Genomic DNA, 16,846 nt, shown 5'->3' on the forward strand with positions numbered 1-16,846 from the left:
TCTTCGAAACTCTATGCGCCCAGCAACGGCTCGATGCTGCAATCGAGCAGGCGCGGGTCGATCCCCGCTTCCATGCCGGTGAATATCTCGCCCATGTAGTCGATCAGCCCATCGCTCGCCTTCACCGCGTCCTCGACGCGCCGGGAGGCCACCGCGGCGAGAATGGCGAGATGACGGTCGATCGTGCCCGACAGGTCGGCCTGCCCCGGCATGAAGCGGTGGTGGATGTAGCCGATGCGCCGGTACAGCGTGTGCAGCGGCCGCAGCGTGTGCACCAGGAACGGCTCGCCGGCCGCTTCCAGCACCAGCGCGTCGATGCGGCGGTCGATGTGGTTGAATTCGTCGAGCGTGAGGCTGGCGCGACGCTCGCGCAGGAGACGCTCGATGTGCAGCGCCTGATTGCGATGCGAGAGGCTGGCGCGATCGGCCGCAAGGCGGATCACGAAACGCTCCATGTCGCGGCGCAAGGCCAGCAGCATGCGCTCCCGCGCGAGATCGATCGGCGCGATGTGCAGGCCGTGGCGCGGACGTATGATGATGAGCGTGTCGGCGGACAGACGATTGACGGCGTGATGCACCGGCGTGCGGCCGAAACCGGTGATCTGCTGCAACTCCAGCATCGTCATGAATTGTCCGGGTTTGAGCTCGCAATGAACAAGGAGCTCTTCGATCTTCTGATAGGCCAGCTCGAAGAAGTTGAGCCGGTTGCGTCGCGAGGGCTTGCCCTCGCCGTCGTCGTCGTTCCTCACCAATTCGAGCGCGCGCTTGCGCTTTGCCATTTCGTTCTCTCCCGTCAGGTCCCGCGCGCTCGTTGCTGAATGGCGCCCTATTTGTCGCAGCCTTAAAACATGTTGTGATATATTACAAGCAGGCGTAAGACGTCGGCGCGAGCTGTAGCATGCTGCAGTGCAAAATGAGACGTCAGGCGCGAAGCGCCTGTGATGGGAGGAAAGTTGCCGTGAAGATCACGTCAATCGAGACGCTGCGCACCGAGGAATTCTCCAACGTCATCTGGGTGCGCGTTCACACCGAAACCGGCATGATCGGTCTCGGTGAAACCTTCTACGGCGCCGGCGCGGTCGAAGCGCAGATCCACGACACCTTTGCCGGCCGCCTGCTCGGCCGCAATCCGCTGCACATCGAAGCCATCCATCGCGACATGCTGAACCTGCCGATGGCGCAGTCCTCCACCGGCGTCGAATATCGCGCGGCCTCCGCAATCGACATCGCGCTGTGGGACCTGTTCGGCAAGGTCTGCAATCAGCCGGTGCACCAGATGCTCGGCGGCCTCTGCCGCGACAAGCAGCGCATCTACAACACCTGCGCCGGCACGCAATATGTGCGCTCGACCAATATCAGCCCGGTCGCGAACTGGAATCTCGGTGGCAACAAGGGACCGTACGAGGATCTCGACGGCTTCATGAACCGCGCCGATGCACTCGCCGAAAGCCTGCTGGAAAGCGGCATCTCCGCAATGAAGATCTGGCCGTTCGATCCGGCGGCGCAGGAGAACAAGGGCCTCTACATCACCGCCGCCCAGATGAAGCAGGCGATCGAGCCGTTCGAGAAGATCCGCAAGGCCGTCGGCGACAAAATGGAGATCATGGTCGAGCTCCACTCGCTGTGGAACCTGCCGACTGCCAAGCAGATCGCGCGTGCGCTCGAACCCTACAAGCCGACCTGGTACGAAGACCCGATCCGGATGAACTCGCCGCAGGCGCTGGCCGAATACGCCCGCTCCACTGACGTGTGGGTCTGCGCCAGCGAGACGTTGGGCTCGCGCTTCCCCTACAAGGACATGCTCGACCGCGACGCCATGCACGTGGTGATGGCGGATCTGTGCTGGACCGGCGGCCTCACCGAGGGACGCAAGATCGCGGCGATGGCTGAGACCTATCACCGACCCTTCGCGCCGCACGATTGCATCGGCCCGATCGGTTTCATCGCCGCCATCCACATGTCGTTCAGCCAGCCCAACACGCTGATCCAGGAATCGGTGCGCGCGTTCTACAAGGGCTGGTACAATGAGCTCGTCACCACGATGCCGACGATTAGGGATGGCTATGTCTTCCCGATGGAGGGCCCCGGCCTCGGCGTCGACCTCCTGCCCGCCGTCTTCGAGCGCAGCGATTTGATCGTGCGCCGTTCCAACGCTTAAAGGATATCCGAGATGAGCACCGCCCTGTTCGACCTATCCGGCCGCACCGCACTCGTGACCGGCTCCTCCCGCGGGCTCGGCCGCGCCATCGCCGAGGGCATGGCGAAGGCCGGCGCCAGAATCATCGTCAACGGCGTCGATCCCAAGCGCGTCGAGCAGGCCGTCGCCGAGTTCCGTGCCGCCGGGCATCAGGCCGAGGGCGCAGCCTTCAATGTCACCGACGAGCCGGCCATCATCGCGGCTTTCGAGCGTTTCGACCGCGAAGGAATCGAGATCGACATTCTCGTCAACAACGCCGGCATCCAGCACCGCAAGCCGCTGGTCGAGTTCACCACCGACGAATGGCGCAAGGTGATCGAGACCGACCTCACCAGCGCCTTCGTGATCGGTCGCGAGGCCGGCAAACGCATGATCCCGCGCAAGCACGGCAAGATCATCAATATCGGCTCGCTCGGCAGCGAGCTGGCACGTCCGACGATTGCGCCCTACACCGCGGCCAAGGGCGGCATCAAGAACCTGACCCGCTCGATGGCGGTGGAATGGGCCCAGCACGGCATCCAGGCCAATGCGATCGGCCCCGGCTACATGCTCACCGACATGAACGAGGCGCTGGTCAACAATACTGATTTCAACAATTGGCTGATGGGCCGCATCCCCTCCAAGCGCTGGGGCAAGCCGGACGAACTGGTCGGCGCCGCGATCTTCCTGGCCTCGGACGCCTCCACCTACGTCAACGGCCAGATCATCTATGTCGATGGCGGCATGATCGCCGCGATGTGATCGCAAACAGGGAGCAAGTCATGCGCGCCGTCGTCATCCACGCCCCGAAGGATCTGCGGATCGACAATTATCCCGATCCGGCACCCGGCCCGGGCGAGGTTCGGGTCAAGATCGCCAATGGCGGCATCTGCGGCTCGGACCTGCACTACTACCATCATGGTGGTTTCGGCGTCGTCCGCATCCAGCAGCCGATGGCGCTGGGGCATGAGATCGCCGGCGTGGTCGCCGCCATCGGCGACGGCGTCACCGGCGTGAAGCCGGGCACGCGCGTTGCGGTCAATCCGAGCAAGCCGTGCGGCCAGTGCCTGCATTGCCAGGAAGGCATGCGCAACCAGTGCCTCGACATGCGATTCCTCGGCAGCGCGATGCGCTTTCCCCACGTGCAAGGTGGTTTCCGCGAATTCGTCACGGTCGATGCCGCGCAGGCCGTGCCGATCGCGGACAAATTGTCATTGGCTGAGGCTGCGGTCGCCGAGCCGCTGGCGGTGTGCCTGCATGCCGGCAAGCAGGCCGGTCCCCTGCTCGGCAAGCGCGTGCTGATCACCGGCTGCGGCCCGATCGGCGCGCTGATGATTTTGGTGTCCCGCTTCGGCGGTGCGGCCGAGATCGTGGTGACTGACGTGGCCGACGCGCCATTGGCCGTCGCCAAGAAGCTCGGCGCGACGCACGCCATCAACGTCGCGACGAAGGCCAATGCGCTCGATCCCTGGCGCGCCGGCAAGGGTGTGTTCGACACCCTGTTCGAAGCTTCCGGCAATCAGGCCGCGCTCCGCACCGCGCTCGACGTGTTACGCCCCGGCGCAACGCTGGTGCAGCTCGGCCTCGGCGGCGAGATGACGCTGCCGATCAATTCCATCGTTGCCAAGGAATTGCAGCTGCGCGGCACCTTCCGCTTCGATCCCGAGTTCGAACTGGCGGTGCGCCTGATGGGCGAAGGCCTGATCGACGTCAAGCCGCTGATCACGGCCACCATGCCGTTCGAGAACGCGGTCGCCGCCTTCGAGCTCGCCAGCGACCGCTCGCAATCGATGAAGGTGCAGCTTACCTTTTAGCGGCGTCGGTGGCCCGCTGGCTCTCGACCAGCCGGTCCTTGACCAGCCGCACGGCGCCGCGCTTCCAGGAATAGTCTGCGCCAAGGCGCAAGCCGCTGTCGCCGCGCGCCAGCACCGCGCCGGTACTGGCATCACGAACCTGGAAGCCGAGCGTGTATTCGGTGCGGCTGACCCGGCGCACCACGCCGATCAGTGACTGATCAGCACCGAGCCCTTTCGCAATCGCAGCCTCGCATCCGCCGCAGTCACGCAGCGCGCCCGCCGTCGCCGCCTCCCGGCCGACATCAACGATCCGGTAACGGCCGGATTGGCCGAGCGCCTCGCGCACGCCGCCGGTGACCTCAGCGAGGTATGATGCGTCCGACGCGGTTGCCGCGCCCACCGGGGCCGCGGTCGTATCCTCGAGCTCGAACTCGAACACCGCCAACGCGACCGGCGCGGGCGTCGCAAGCGCCGCCATCACCTCGCGGGAGACGAATCTCTCCGCGCGCTCCCAGGATTCGTCATTGTCGCCGCGGAAGGTGTAGAGCTTGTCCATGACGAGCTTGCTGGTGCCGACGTCGATCACCGCGACCTTGGCCCATTGCACCAGCGTGCTCGTCTTCTGGATGCCGCCGATGACCTTGAACACGGCGCCGTCCTTTGCCGAGGGCACCAGCCGATAGCGCCCGCCCTCCCCGATATCCCGCCTGAGCGCGGCCATGAATGCCGACAGACGCTGCTCATGGGCCGCGGTCTGGTTGGCCGGCTCGGCCGACGTATCGGTATAGCTGAAATCGTCCATGGCAACGCCGATGGCCGCCTCGGCCGCAGCCGGCGAGCAGGACAGGATCACCAGGAGGACAGCCGAGAGAGCCAACCGGGAGAGGAGCATGAGCGGTGCCTCGCGAGATAGAGCGGTGCGCAAATCTCGGCGGCAGCCCTCGGCCTCGCAACGGGGAGCATCCCGGCAAGCGCCGGGAATATTTCACGCCATTGCACTGCGGTAGAGCGTACCGCTTTGCGCGGCCGGCGTTCTGCCGTTTAATGCGGCGGCGACACACCCGGTCGCGCAAGGTGCCCGCCCGATGTGGAACCGCCCGAGATTCGACCTCAAGGTCCGTCTGACGTTGCGCGTGGCCACCATAACGGCCGCCTGCTTCGCTGCAATCTCCGCCTATTTCCTGATCGCAGCCGATCGCGAGGCTCATGCGCGCCTCGACAGCATTGCCGCGATTGTCGCGAAGTCGCTGGAGCTGCAACAGGGCAAGATCCAGTGGGTGGCCGGCCCGCGCGACTTTCCCAACCTCGATCCCGTCGCGGCCTATGTGATGACGCCCGGCCTATGCCTGGCATTCCGTGGCCCGACGGGCGAGATGCTGCAGCGGTTCTGCAGCGGAGCACCTGCCCCGACGAGCCCGCCGCCGCAGGCCTTTGCGGCCTTCTATCGCGGGCTGTTCGACCCCGGCCGCGAAGCGGCACGGCCCGTCATCGTGCGCGGCGCAAAGCTCGGCGAGACCGTGGTTTCGGTCGATCCGGCCGTGCGAACGGCGGAGGCCTGGCACGACGCCGGCCGCCTGACGATCGCCCTTGCGATCGCGCTGCCGCTGTTGTGCTTGCTGGTCTACGCCGCGCTGGCGCGCGCGCTGCGCCCGACCCGCCTGATCCGCACCGGCCTCGAACGGATCGCAGCCAACGACCTCTCGGCTCGGCTGCCGCCGTTCGATCTCGCCGAGCTCTCCGCGATCCGCGACGGCTTCAACCATCTCGCCGAAAGCCTCGACAATGCGCTCGCCGAACGCAGCGAGCTGACGCGCAAGCTGATCGCGCTGCAGGACGACGAGCGCCGCCATCTGGCGCGCGAGCTGCACGACGAGTTCGGCCAGTCGCTCGCCGCCATCCGCGCGCTGGCCTCCTCCGCCCGCCAGACCGCGGTGCAGGACTGCCCCGCTTTGCTCTCCGAGTGCGACGGCATCGCGCGGACCGCGACCGGCATGATGGAGATGCTGCGCGGGACACTGTTCCGGCTGCGTCCGCCCGACGTCGAGGAGCTCGGGCTGGTTGCGAGCCTGGAAGGCCTCGTCGCGGGCTGGAACGGACGCAGCCGCGGCGAGACGCGCTTTTCGATTCATTTCGACGGCGCGTTCGAGACCCTGCCCGCCGCCATCAGCGACAACCTCTACCGCATCGTGCAGGAGGCGCTCACCAACGCCGCCAAACATGCCGGCGCCACCAAGGTCGGCCTGCACTTGACGATGGCGGCAAACGAGATAGCGCTTGCCATCGACGACGACGGTCGGCCGAACGATGCCTCCAGTAAATCCGGCATGGGCCTGCTCGGCATGCGCGAGCGCGTCGCGGCCCTGCGCGGCCGGATGAGCTTCGAAGTCGGCGCCAACGGCGGCTCGGCGCTGCGCGTCGTCATTCCGCTCACCGCCAACGACCGGCCCGCGCTGGAGCAGGCGGCATGAGCGCGGCCGATGCCTCCATCCTGCTGGTCGACGACCATTCGGTGGTCCGCGAGGGCTATCGCTCCGTGCTGCAGAAGCAGCCCGGCCTGCGCGTCATCGCCGAGGCCGCCGACGGCGCGGAGGCCTATCGTCTCTACAAATCCGAGACACCGGACCTCGTCATCATGGACCTCAGCATGCCCGGCATCGGCGGCATCGAGGCCATCAGGCGGATCAGGCAGTGGGACAAGGGCGCGCGAATCCTGATCTTCACCATGCACCAGAACGCGGGCTTCGCCGTGCAGGCGATCCGCGCCGGCGCCAGGGGTTACGTCACCAAGACAAGCCCGCCGGAAACGCTGGTGCGCGCCGTGATGGACGTGCTCGCCGGCAAGATCGCCATCAGCCCCGACATCGACCACGAGCTGGCGCTGAGCCGGCTCGGCGGCGAGAGCTCGGCCGCCGACGTCCTCACCGCCCGCGAGTTCGAGGTGCTGCGGCTGCTGCTCGCCGAGAAGACCACCGACGAGATCGCGGAGACGCTGCACGTCAGCCCGAAGACGGTGGCGAACCTGCATTCCCTGATCAAGGACAAGCTCGGCGTCGGCTCCGACATCGAGCTGGTCCGCCTCGCGCTGCGCCAGGGACTGTTGACGGAGCCCGATCTCGGCAAGGCCTGATCGCTCAGGCGACGCCGCATCGCCACGGATCATTCGCGCGCGATCACCTGGTCCAGCCAGGCGCAGTTGAGCGGCGGCACGCGGGGATCGGCGACGCGCACGCCGCGCGCTGCCGCATCGAGCCGCATGTCGCGCAGGCGCTTGCGCTGCTCTTCCGGCATATGAAGCCGCTCGTGCCCCCACAGCGACGGCCCGTCGAACGTCTCATGCGCTTGCCAGGTCTCGGGATCGATCACGCGCGCGCCCCAGCCATATTCGATGAAGAACCCTGACGGGGTGTTCACGTAAAACGAGGTCATGTGGTCGTTGGTGTGCCGGCCCAGCGTATAGGCGATACGGCCCTCGTCCAGCTGCGCAAGGTCGTAGCCTTGGCCGACATCGTCGAGGCTGCCGAGCTCGACCATGAAGTGATGCATCGCCTTCCGCCCCGAGCCGACCATTGCAAAGCTGTGGTGGCGGCCGTTGACGTGGAAGAAGTAAAGCCCATAAGGCTTCAGCCCAAAATCCGAGACGTGGAAGCCGAGCACGTCGCGATAGAACGGCAACAGCGGCTCGACATCCTCGACATTGAGCACGACATGCCCCATGCCAAGCGCCCCGGTACGAAAGCCCGAGATCGGCCGGCCCGGCTGGAATGGCTCGCTCGCAAGCTCCGGTTTGCAGAAGGCCTCGAGCCGGTTGCCGGCGGGGTCAGTGAACGCGATCAGCTCGGCGACATGCCGCTCGTCGGCGAGCGCGCGCGAACCGCGCGTCGCCTTGACGCCATGACTTTCCAGCCGCGCGGCCAGTTGGTCCAGTGCGGTCAAGGACGGCACTTCCCATCCCATCACCGAAAGGCCGGCGTCGCTGCTGCCGTCGACGATCAGCCGCTGCTTGCGATCGTCCATGCGAAAGGCGCGCATCTTGCCGCCGCGATCGACCTGTTGCATGCCGAGCAGCCCTGTCGCCATCCGGCCCCACTGGTCGAGCTGCGATGAGTTGATCCCGATATAACCGAGCGCGGTGATTTCCATCGAATTCCTCCCGAAGGCATCGCGTGTGCCGCAATGCGGCGAACTTGATACCGGCCGCGCACGATCTTAACGTGGCGCTCCGCAATCGCTTCGCGTTCGCAACGATAATCGCGAGACTGTGCGCCACAAGGGAGGAAATGCGAAGTGTCCAAGGAGCGGACGGACAAGGCTGTCCCCCGGCAGTCGGAAGGCGTCCGCGCTTTCAAGCGCGGGCTTGACGTGCTGCGGGAGGTCAACCGCTCGGGCGGCATCCGTGCCGGCGACGTCGCCCGCGCGCTCGACCTGCCCCGCCCCACCGTCTACCGCCTGCTCGAAACGCTGGAGGAACTCGGCTATATCGCCCGCAGTGCCAGCGACGACCGCTTTCGCGTCACCCGGCGCGCGCTGAGCCTCGGCGACGGCTACGATCCCGGCGTGGTGATCTGCCAGGCGGCGGCGCCCTATCTCGCCGAGCTCAGCAGGACCCTGGTCTGGCCGGTCGATCTCTCCACCTACGAGAACGCGGCGATGGTCGTGCAGGAGACCACGCATTCGCGTAGCCCGCTCTCGATTGACCGCGGCATGATCGGCAAACGCCTGCCGATGCTGCGGACCTCAGCGGGCCGCGCCTATCTCGCCGCCTGCCCCGCCCACGAGCGCGAACTGATCCTCAATCATTTGCGCCGCATCGACGAGGCCGACGACCGCCCCTTTCTCGAAGAAGCCCGCCTCGGCCGCATGATCGCCGAGACACAGGCCCGCGGCTATGCGATCCGCAGCGAGGGCGAATTCAATCCCAAGACGGCGTCGATCGCCGTGCCCATCGTGCGGAACGATGCCGTGTTCGGCTGCATCTCCATCATCTGGATCCGCTCGGCGCTGGGAATCGAAGAGGCCGTCGCCACCTTCGTCGAGCCGATCCGCAGCGCCGCGGCAACCATCGACGTTGGGAGCTGAATTGGCGCCTCACCTCTGGCCTGGGGTATCGACGATCGCGACCGGCGTTAGCTACGCGCGCACAAGCTGGACCGGTAACGAAGCCAGACCACGCAACACGTTGTTCATGGCGAGCACGGGCTCGCCGATCCGAAAACCGGCGACGCGTTCCACGAGAACCTCCAGCAGCGCCGTCATCTCCAGCCGGGCCAGATGCAGGCCTGCGCACATATGCGCGCCGTTGCCGAATCCGAGATGATCGTTGGCGCGGCGCTTCACGTCGAATTGCTCGGGATCCAGCCATTTTCGCTCGTCGCGGTTGGCTGACGCGTAGAGCAGCAGCACCCGGCTGTCGCGCGGGACGGCCAGATCTCCGATCGTCGCATCGGCCGCGAGGTGCCGTGTGAACCCGCGGACCGGCGATTCCAGCCGCAATGCCTCGTTGATCGCGTTGGGGATCAGGGCTGGATCGTTGCGGACGAGATCCCATTGCGCGGGATGGCGGCCGAACAGCAGGATGAGGTTGGCCGTTGCGAAGATCGTCGTATCCAGACTTGGTCCGAGATAATCCCGCATCAGGACCGGACAGCGTTCAGCTTCGACCTCGCCCCGATCCGCCGCTGCAAAGACCCGGTCGCCCCAGCTGCCGGGCCGCAGACGGGTCCTGATCTCCTCTCCGCCGAGATAGGCACGCATTTCCTGAACGTCTTTCAGCGCAGCGCACGCCCGTGCGTTCATGCCACCCAGCACGTTGAAGGTCGCCGCAGCCCATCGCAACATGCTGCTGCGGCCGTAATCCTCCAGCCCGACGAGCTTTGAAACGATCGTCAGGGGCAGGTGCTGAGCCAGATCGGTGACCGCATCGAACTCGCCGCGGGCGACGAGATCATCGATCAGCAGGCGGGCCTCCGCCCTGATCTGCTGTGCGATGTCCTCCAGCGCCCGCGGCAGCAAGGGCGCCGCGATGATGGCACGCAACCGATCATGCAGAGGCGCATCGCTCGCCAGCGTCGTTCCGCGCGAGATCTCGTTGACATGATCGTTCGCCGCAACCCCTTGGCCCGACGAGAACAATGCTGGATTCCGCAGCGCTGCCCGGACGTCGTCGAAGCGGGCGACCACATGGAGCCCGTTTCGCGGTAACCAGACCACGGCACCCAGTTCGCGCAGAGCACGATAATGCGGATATGGGTCATGCAAGACCTCATCGCTGTAGAGATCGACGTCATAGACCGGTTGCCCGGGAACGGCCGGCATCCTCTATCCTCCCTGATCATCCAAGAGCACGCCCCCGGGCATGCCTCAGTGCACCGCCACCCATTCGCCCTTCTCGAGCCGACCGAGCGTCAACGCGCTCTGGTCGAGGCCGGTGTGGTCGTTGGCACCGTAATTGTAGACGCCACGCGAGCCCGCTACGCCCTTGAGCCCTTCGATGGCACTGCGGAGCCCTTCGCGGAATTCGGCGGTCCCGGGCTCTCCCGCCTTGAGCGCCGTAGGTGCGGCGCGCTCGATCAGGAGCAACGCATCATAGGCGGAGCCCGCAAAGATGTTGCGGCTTCCCGGGCCGAACTTGGCCTCGTAGCGCCGAATGAATTCCATGGCAGCCTGCTTGGCGGGATGCTCATCCGGCAACGAGGCCGCCCCCACCGCCGGGCTCAGCGGCACAAAGATCCCGTCGCCCTGAGCGCCGGTCAGCTTGCGAAAATCGCCGAAGGTCGCACCGAGCGTGCCGTACACCTTGCCTTCATATCCCTTTTCGCGAAGTTGAAGCAGCGGCAGCGCCGCGGGCGCGCCGGAGGCGGCAATGAGAACGGCGTCGGGATTGGCGGCGACGATCTTGAGCACCTGCCCGCTGACCGTGGTGTCGGTGCGTGCATATTTCTCGTCGGCAACCAGCTTGATGCCATTGGCCGCAGACATGTCCGCGCCGATCTTGCTCCAGGCATCGCCGTAGGAATCGCCGAAGCCGATCAGGGCGAGCGTCTTGACGCCGTTCTTCTTCATGTGGGCGAACAACGGTGTCGCTTCGTGATCGTCGTTGGTGGTCGTCTTGAAGATCCAGCGCTTGCGCGCATCGACCGGCGCGACCAGCGCGTTGACGGGCGCCAGGGTGATGACAGGAAGGCGGTATTCGACCGCCGGATCGATCACGGCAAAGGACCCTGGCGTCGTGGTCGGACCGACGAGGATGTCGATCTGGCTGCCCTGGAACAATTTCCGCAGCGCCGCGACCGCCGCGGTGCTGTCCGAGGCCTCGTCGAGAAACAGATAGTTGATCTTGTGGCCCGCAATTTCGGTTGCGCCAAAGCTGGTCCCGTTGCGCTCGGCATTGCCGATCGCCGCGGCCGGGCCGGTGGCAGACAGCAGAATTCCAACATTGATGTCCGCGGCCCGAGCCGGCGTCACCAACAGTTGGATGGCAAGACAGGCCGCTCCCGCGTATCTCAGCATTGTCGTTCCTCCGCGGCTGCCTCGATCGGCAACCTGCACTTTTTTTCCTGCCGCTAGGTAGCCGGGCCGGACCTGTTCAAGACAGCCCAATTGCCGAAATGTCCGGCTGGCGGACAGGGTCTATTCGCGGCTCGCCGTCCGCAGGGCGGACACTTGCCGCGGCGGCGTTGCTACTGCGGCGCGGCTCGGGGAAGAGATACCCCCATGCAAGATAAATCCGTCCCTGAAGATTATGACGTCGTGATCGTCGGCCGTGGCCCGGTCGGCGCCACGCTCGCCAATTTGCTCGGCCTTTGCGGCGTTCGCACGCTGGTCCTGGAGCGCGAAGCGCGGACCTATCATTTGCCGCGTGCCGTGCATTTCGACGACGAATGCATGCGCGTGTTCCAGACCATCGGTCTCGCCGAAGCGATCCTGCCGCAGACGATTCTCAGCCCCGGCATGCTGTTTCTGGATGCCGACGGCAAGATGCTGCTGGACTGGTCGCGGCCGCAAACCCCGACGCCGATGGGCTGGAATCTCAGCTATCGCTTTCACCAGCCCGATCTGGAGGACGTGCTGATCGGCGGTCTGGCCCGCTTTGCCCACGTCACCTTGCGGAGCCGCTGCGACGTGTTCGCGCTCGACCAGGACGAGCACGGCGTGCGCGTCCGCTACGAGGATCTGTCCAACGGAAAGCTCTGCGAGGTTCGCGCCGGCTATGTCGTCGGCTGCGACGGCGCGCGCTCTCTGGTTCGCCGCTTCATCGGCTCCGGCATGGACGATCTGGGGTTCCACGAGCGCTGGCTGGTGATCGACGTGCTGCTCAAGCGCACGCGCGAGGACCTCGGCGACTACAGCATCCAGCATTGCGACCCCGCCCGGCCCGCGACTTACGTGCGCGGCACCGGAACGCGGCGGCGCTGGGAGATCACGGTGCTACCGCAGGAGGAGTCCCAGGACGTTGCCCAGCCGGCGAAAGTCTGGGCGCTGCTGTCGCGCTGGATCACGCCTGATGATGCCGAACTGGAACGCGCCGCGGTCTACACGTTTCATTCGGTCATCGCACAAAAATGGCGCAACGGCCGATTGCTGCTGGCCGGCGATTCCGCGCACCAGACCCCGCCCTTCCTCGGCCAGGGCATGTGCGCCGGCATCCGCGATGCCGCCAACCTCGCCTGGAAGCTCGCCGCAATCATTCAGGGCGGCGCCGCGCCCGATCTGCTCGACACCTACCAGAGCGAGCGCCAGCCTCATGTACGCGAATTCATCGAGCTCGCCATCCGTCTGGGCGGCATCATCAACACAAGGGCGATCGAGGCCGGCCTTGCCGTGGGTGAAGCGCGTCCGAATGCGCCGGCCAAGCTAGAAGTGAAAAAGCCCCTGCTCGGCCCTGGACTGGCGCTGTCGGATCTGCCGCTGTCTCGCCATCTCGCTCCTCAATTCGTGCTCGGCAATGGAGAGCGCAGCGACGACCGCACCGGCTACCGTCCCGTGCTGCTCGTCGAGACCACGGCCGCCCTGCCGCCGCGCCCCGCTCTGGCGCGGGCCGGAATCGAGATCCTCACCGCCGACGATGCGAAGGGCATCGGCGACTGGCTGCGCGAACACGGCATCATCGCCGCCCTAGTTGGTCCCGACCGCTACATCCGCGGCACCGCCCGCAACGAGATCGAGCTCGAACGACTCGCTGCCGCCACCATTTCCCCCAACCCCGTGCCGTCCGCGGCCTGATCCCAGGGATACCCCATGAAACTGCTCTCTTTCATCGCCGACGGCCGCGCCTCCTTCGGCGCCGTCAAGGACAACGGTGTCGTCGATCTCGGCGCGCGCATGGCGCCCTGCAACTCGCTGCGGCAGCTGCTCGAATCCGGTCGCCTCGCCGAGGCGGCGAAGCTGGTCGCATCCGCTGCGCCTGATCATCCGCTCGACAAGATCAGCTTCGCCCCCGTGATCCCCGATCCCGGCAAGATCATCTGCGTCGGCCTGAACTACCGCGACCATGTCGCCGAGACCGGACGCACCGTCACCGAGAAGCCGGCGCTGTTCGTGCGCTTTCCCTGCAGCCAGGTCGGCCATCTCCAGCCGATCGTGAAGCCGAAGGTGAGCGACGATTTCGATTATGAAGGCGAACTCGCGCTGGTGATCGGCAAGCAAGGCCGGCACATCTCCGCGAGCCGCGCGCTCGATCACATCGCCGGCTATTCCTGCTACAATGAGGGCAGCATCCGCGACTGGCAGCGGCATACCAGCCAGTTCCTGTCCGGCAAGACATTCGCGGAGAGCGGCAGCTTCGGCCCGTGGCTGGTGACGGCCGACGAAATTCCCGATCCGTCGAAGCTAAGCTTGCAGACTCGCCTGAACGGCACGGTGGTGCAGAACACCACCACCTACCTCCTGATCACCGCGATCCCCGAGCTGATCGCCTACATCTCCACGATCTGCCCGCTCGTCCCCGGCGACGTCATCGTCACGGGCACGCCTGGCGGCGTCGGCGCCAAGCGCACGCCGCCACTGTGGATGCGCCCCGGCGACACCGTCGAGGTCGAAATTTCGGGCATCGGAACCTTGCGCAACAAGGTCATCGCCGAACCGGCCTGACCAAATCCTCGAACGATCAAAACGACAAAACCGGGAAACGCCATGCTCCGCACGACATCCACCGCCATCCTGCTGGTCACGCTGGCGCTCGCAGGCCCGCCTGCGCGCGCCGAGATCAAGGGCGATGCTATCCGCATCGGCGTCCTCACCGACATGAACGGTGTGTTCGCCACCGCCATGGGCCCGGGCTCGGTCGAGGCGGCGCGGATGGCCGCGGAGGAGTTCGCCGGCAAGATCAACGGCAAACCGATAGAGATTTTGCAGGCCGACCACCAGAACAAGCCGGATCTCGCGGCCTCGCTCGCCCGCAAATGGTTCAGCGAGGGTGTGCAGGCCATCGCCGACGGCGGCAGCTCCGGCGCCGCGCTCGCCGTGCAGGAGCTGGTGCGCGGCAACGGCAAGATCTTCCTCGTCTCCGGCGCCGGAGCCAACCAGCTCACCGACGAGGCGTGCGCTCCAACCAGCGTGCAATGGACCCAGGACGCCTATTCCACCGCGACCGCCGTGGTCTCCGGCATCATGCAGACCAGCAAGGAGCCATGGTTCTTCATCACCGGCGACTACGCCTTCGGCCATTCGATCGAAGCGACCGCCCGCGCCCGCATCGGCGAGCTCGGCGGCAAGGTCGCCGGCAGCGTCAAGGCGCAGCTCGGCACGCCCGATTACTCATCGTTCCTGCTTCAGGCGCAGTCCTCAGGCGCCAGGATTCTCGCCATCAACGTCGCCGGCGACAACGCCACCGCGATCAAGCAGGCCGAGGAATTCGGCCTCGCCGAGCAGGGCATCAAGATCGTGCCGATGTCGTTCCAGAACGTCGATATCCATGCCGTCGGGTTGAAGGCGACCCGCGGCGACCTCATCGTCACCTCGTTCTTCGAGGACGTGTCGCCGGCCGCTCGAAAATTCTCCGACGCCTTCTATGCGCGCCGCAAGGCCATGCCCTCGCAGATCCAGGCCGGCGTCTATTCCGCCGTGCGCCATTATCTGCAGGCGATCAAGGACACCGATTCCGACGACAGCGCCGGCGTGATGGCCAGGATGAAGGCGACGCCGGTATCGGATGCCTACACACCCAACGGCCGCATCCGCGAGGACCAGCGCATGGTGCACGATCTCTATCTGGTGCAGGTCAAGACGCCCGAAGAATCCAAGGGCCCCTGGGATTTCGTCAAGCTGGTCGCGACCATCCCGCCCGATCAGGCCTTCCGTCCGCTCGACCGCAGCAAGTGCAGCCTTGTGGGGAAGTAGTGCCAAGGCGTGAACTCGTGACTCCGGATCAAACGTTGTCCCCCATGCTGATAGGTATGACGTTTGAGTGCAACGCCGGGCGCAAAGGCTCGCCACGCCTCGCACGACGGGTCATTTCGAGCCCCCGCCTGCTTATCCTCTTCCAACGAAAGGCATCTTGGTTGCCGCGATCGTCATGAACATCACGTTGGCATCGAGGAGGCGCGACCTATTCCTGACCCTGCTCCGGTAACAAGTGCAATTTTTCCTTGAGTGGCCAAAGCTATCTCAACACGACTATCGCGATGCCCCATTGCTGCTGTGCGAGTTACGCCCAGCCTTCGGTGTACGAGACGCGCATTTCCGATCCGGAAATTGCCTAAGAGAACGTTCTTGATTTCCGGTGTTCTCGATGAGGAACCTCAGAGCGCTGCACGCAGCAAACCCTCAAATTCTTCAGCTGACGCTTTTCGAGGAGCCGTGGCATTCGAGTGGTCGGCCAACGCTCGGACGACTGTTTGAGGAATATGTTGAGCCTCAAAACCCATCTCCCCGAGCGTTACCGGTAGCTTCAACGATTGAACGAGATCGAGCATCGAATCGGCGAGATCCGCTTCGCGCGGAATACAAAGCGCGTCGCTCAGCTTCGCATATTTACTCCCGACGCTCTGCGCGCTGAAGCGCAGGATGTGCGGCAGAAACACGCCGTTCAGCATACCGTGATGCAATGTCGGCGACCGCAATGCGCCGGCGGCGTGAGAAAGCGAGTGCACGGCGCCGAGGCCCTTCTGAAACGTGAGCCCACCTTCGAGTGCCGCCATCATCATCTCCCATCGGGCCTCGCGGTCGGCACCGTTTGTCGCTGCGCGCTGGATGAAGCGCCATGCACGCCGTGCACCGTCGAGCGCGATCGCTTCCGCCGGCGGATTGACCAACGGTGACAGGAACGTTTCGATGCAATGCGTGAGCGCATCGATGCCAGTTGCCGCGGTCAACAGTCGTGGCAGGCCCAGCGTGAGTTCAGGATCGCATATCGCCCTTTTCGGTATCAAATTTGGACTGATCAACGCCAGCTTTGAGCCGTTGGTCAGATTGATCAAAGCGCCGCGACCGACCTCGCTGCCAGTCCCCGCAGTGGTCGGGACAGCGATCACAGGCGCGACTTTCGCAGTGATCTTGCCGACGCCGCCATGGATTGCCGCGTAATTCGCCAATGGTCCATCGTGCGTGGCGGCCAGGGCTACGCCTTTGGCAAGGTCAATTGGCGAACCGCCGCCGAGCGCAATGACGCCGTCACATCTGCCTTCTCGGTATGCGACAACGCCTTCGCGCACGGCTTCCTCCGTCGGATTCGGCGGCGTGCCGGCGAATACTGAAACAGTGGCTGGATCGAGGTGGGTCAGCACCGACGCTGCAATGCCAGCACCCTGTACACCGGCGTCCGTGACAAGCAATGGGCGGCGAATTCCGAGCGCCTCCAACTCGGTCGGCAAGCTCTTGATCGCCCCGAAATCAAAGATCGTCGTCGTCAAATATCCAATGGTTGACACGGTCACTCTCC

Annotated in this window: 15 protein-coding genes; 9 read left to right on the forward strand and 6 right to left on the reverse strand. The window is 65.3% G+C overall.

Going from position 1 to position 16,846, the window contains the following annotated elements:
* Nucleotides 1-11: 11 nt before the first annotated feature.
* A complete protein-coding gene (locus tag C7G42_RS32450; RefSeq protein ID WP_106952915.1) occupies nucleotides 12-779 on the reverse strand; it encodes a GntR family transcriptional regulator in 768 nt (255 codons plus the stop codon).
* A gap of 179 nt (nucleotides 780-958) precedes the next feature.
* On the opposite strand from C7G42_RS32450, the gene C7G42_RS32455 reads away from it, so the two are divergent.
* From C7G42_RS32455 to C7G42_RS32465, 3 genes are read left to right on the forward strand one after another with little or no spacing between them, the layout of a single operon-like run.
* A complete protein-coding gene (locus tag C7G42_RS32455) occupies nucleotides 959-2,158 on the forward strand; it encodes a mandelate racemase/muconate lactonizing enzyme family protein (protein WP_199581254.1) in 1,200 nt (399 codons plus the stop codon).
* Nucleotides 2,159-2,170: 12 nt separating this feature from the next.
* Nucleotides 2,171-2,938, forward strand: coding sequence for an SDR family oxidoreductase (locus tag C7G42_RS32460; protein WP_106952917.1), 768 nt, complete (start codon nucleotides 2,171-2,173; stop codon nucleotides 2,936-2,938).
* A gap of 20 nt (nucleotides 2,939-2,958) precedes the next feature.
* Nucleotides 2,959-3,990 carry an L-idonate 5-dehydrogenase gene (locus C7G42_RS32465; RefSeq protein ID WP_106952918.1) on the forward strand — a complete coding sequence of 344 codons (1,032 nt, stop codon included), beginning with the start codon at nucleotides 2,959-2,961 and terminating at the stop codon, nucleotides 3,988-3,990.
* On the opposite strand, the gene C7G42_RS32470 is transcribed toward C7G42_RS32465, so the two are convergent.
* Nucleotides 3,980-4,864 (reverse strand): DUF3280 domain-containing protein, encoded by an 885-nt coding sequence (locus C7G42_RS32470; protein WP_106952919.1) that lies wholly within the window; start codon nucleotides 4,862-4,864, stop codon nucleotides 3,980-3,982. The two genes, C7G42_RS32465 and C7G42_RS32470, sit on opposite strands and share 11 nt — an antisense overlap.
* A gap of 193 nt (nucleotides 4,865-5,057) precedes the next feature.
* On the opposite strand from C7G42_RS32470, the gene C7G42_RS32475 reads away from it, so the two are divergent.
* Nucleotides 5,058-6,440, forward strand: a complete 1,383-nt coding sequence (locus C7G42_RS32475; protein WP_106952920.1) for a sensor histidine kinase — start codon at nucleotides 5,058-5,060, stop codon at nucleotides 6,438-6,440.
* Entirely contained in the window at nucleotides 6,437-7,099 is a 663-nt protein-coding gene (locus tag C7G42_RS32480; RefSeq protein WP_106952921.1) for a response regulator, read from the forward strand. The genes C7G42_RS32475 and C7G42_RS32480 overlap by 4 nt, the downstream gene beginning before the upstream one ends.
* A 29-nt stretch (nucleotides 7,100-7,128) precedes the next feature.
* On the opposite strand, the gene C7G42_RS32485 is transcribed toward C7G42_RS32480, so the two are convergent.
* Nucleotides 7,129-8,112 (reverse strand): VOC family protein, encoded by a 984-nt coding sequence (locus tag C7G42_RS32485; RefSeq protein ID WP_199581255.1) that lies wholly within the window; start codon nucleotides 8,110-8,112, stop codon nucleotides 7,129-7,131.
* A gap of 144 nt (nucleotides 8,113-8,256) precedes the next feature.
* On the opposite strand from C7G42_RS32485, the gene C7G42_RS32490 reads away from it, so the two are divergent.
* Nucleotides 8,257-9,048: a DNA-binding transcriptional regulator gene (locus C7G42_RS32490; protein WP_106952922.1), complete on the forward strand. Its 792-nt coding sequence runs from the start codon at nucleotides 8,257-8,259 to the stop codon at nucleotides 9,046-9,048.
* A gap of 51 nt (nucleotides 9,049-9,099) precedes the next feature.
* On the opposite strand, the gene C7G42_RS32495 is transcribed toward C7G42_RS32490, so the two are convergent.
* Both C7G42_RS32495 and C7G42_RS32500 read right to left on the reverse strand, forming a co-directional pair.
* Entirely contained in the window at nucleotides 9,100-10,284 is a 1,185-nt protein-coding gene (locus C7G42_RS32495; protein WP_106952923.1) for a cytochrome P450, read from the reverse strand.
* 45 nt (nucleotides 10,285-10,329) lie between these two features.
* Nucleotides 10,330-11,478, reverse strand: coding sequence for an ABC transporter substrate-binding protein (locus C7G42_RS32500; protein WP_106952924.1), 1,149 nt, complete (start codon nucleotides 11,476-11,478; stop codon nucleotides 10,330-10,332).
* Nucleotides 11,479-11,682: 204 nt separating this feature from the next.
* Here C7G42_RS32500 and mhpA point away from each other — a divergent pair, with 204 nt between their 5' ends.
* The 3 genes from mhpA to C7G42_RS32515 are packed head-to-tail and all read left to right on the forward strand — an operon-like array spanning nucleotide 11,683 to nucleotide 15,306.
* Complete coding sequence (mhpA, locus tag C7G42_RS32505; protein ID WP_106952925.1) at nucleotides 11,683-13,191, forward strand: bifunctional 3-(3-hydroxy-phenyl)propionate/3-hydroxycinnamic acid hydroxylase MhpA; 1,509 nt, start codon at nucleotides 11,683-11,685, stop codon at nucleotides 13,189-13,191.
* A gap of 15 nt (nucleotides 13,192-13,206) precedes the next feature.
* Nucleotides 13,207-14,058: a fumarylacetoacetate hydrolase family protein gene (locus C7G42_RS32510; protein WP_106952926.1), complete on the forward strand. Its 852-nt coding sequence runs from the start codon at nucleotides 13,207-13,209 to the stop codon at nucleotides 14,056-14,058.
* Between the two features lie 42 nt (nucleotides 14,059-14,100).
* Nucleotides 14,101-15,306, forward strand: a complete 1,206-nt coding sequence (locus C7G42_RS32515; protein ID WP_106952927.1) for an ABC transporter substrate-binding protein — start codon at nucleotides 14,101-14,103, stop codon at nucleotides 15,304-15,306.
* Between the two features lie 401 nt (nucleotides 15,307-15,707).
* Here the strand turns inward: C7G42_RS32515 and gbd are convergent, their stop codons facing one another.
* Nucleotides 15,708-16,835 carry a 4-hydroxybutyrate dehydrogenase gene (gene gbd / locus C7G42_RS32520; RefSeq protein WP_106952946.1) on the reverse strand — a complete coding sequence of 376 codons (1,128 nt, stop codon included), beginning with the start codon at nucleotides 16,833-16,835 and terminating at the stop codon, nucleotides 15,708-15,710.
* Nucleotides 16,836-16,846 lie beyond the last annotated feature (11 nt).

This window comes from Bradyrhizobium sp. MOS003, assembly GCF_003020125.1.
GTDB lineage: Bacteria > Pseudomonadota > Alphaproteobacteria > Rhizobiales > Xanthobacteraceae > Bradyrhizobium.

Excerpts from the sequence above, each read along its gene's own strand:
- C7G42_RS32515 (WP_106952927.1), top strand. The coding sequence starts at position 14,101 with ATGCTCCGCACGACATCCACCGCCATCCTGCTGGTCACGCTGGCGCTC.
- C7G42_RS32485 (WP_199581255.1), bottom strand. The coding sequence starts at position 8,112 with ATGGAAATCACCGCGCTCGGTTATATCGGGATCAACTCATCGCAGCTC.
- C7G42_RS32495 (WP_106952923.1), bottom strand. The coding sequence starts at position 10,284 with ATGCCGGCCGTTCCCGGGCAACCGGTCTATGACGTCGATCTCTACAGC.
- C7G42_RS32475 (WP_106952920.1), top strand. The coding sequence starts at position 5,058 with ATGTGGAACCGCCCGAGATTCGACCTCAAGGTCCGTCTGACGTTGCGC.
- C7G42_RS32460 (WP_106952917.1), top strand. The coding sequence starts at position 2,171 with ATGAGCACCGCCCTGTTCGACCTATCCGGCCGCACCGCACTCGTGACC.
- C7G42_RS32450 (WP_106952915.1), bottom strand. The coding sequence starts at position 779 with ATGGCAAAGCGCAAGCGCGCGCTCGAATTGGTGAGGAACGACGACGAC.
- mhpA (WP_106952925.1), top strand. The coding sequence starts at position 11,683 with ATGCAAGATAAATCCGTCCCTGAAGATTATGACGTCGTGATCGTCGGC.
- C7G42_RS32470 (WP_106952919.1), bottom strand. The coding sequence starts at position 4,864 with ATGCTCCTCTCCCGGTTGGCTCTCTCGGCTGTCCTCCTGGTGATCCTG.
- C7G42_RS32465 (WP_106952918.1), top strand. The coding sequence starts at position 2,959 with ATGCGCGCCGTCGTCATCCACGCCCCGAAGGATCTGCGGATCGACAAT.
- C7G42_RS32510 (WP_106952926.1), top strand. The coding sequence starts at position 13,207 with ATGAAACTGCTCTCTTTCATCGCCGACGGCCGCGCCTCCTTCGGCGCC.
- C7G42_RS32480 (WP_106952921.1), top strand. The coding sequence starts at position 6,437 with ATGAGCGCGGCCGATGCCTCCATCCTGCTGGTCGACGACCATTCGGTG.
- C7G42_RS32500 (WP_106952924.1), bottom strand. The coding sequence starts at position 11,478 with ATGCTGAGATACGCGGGAGCGGCCTGTCTTGCCATCCAACTGTTGGTG.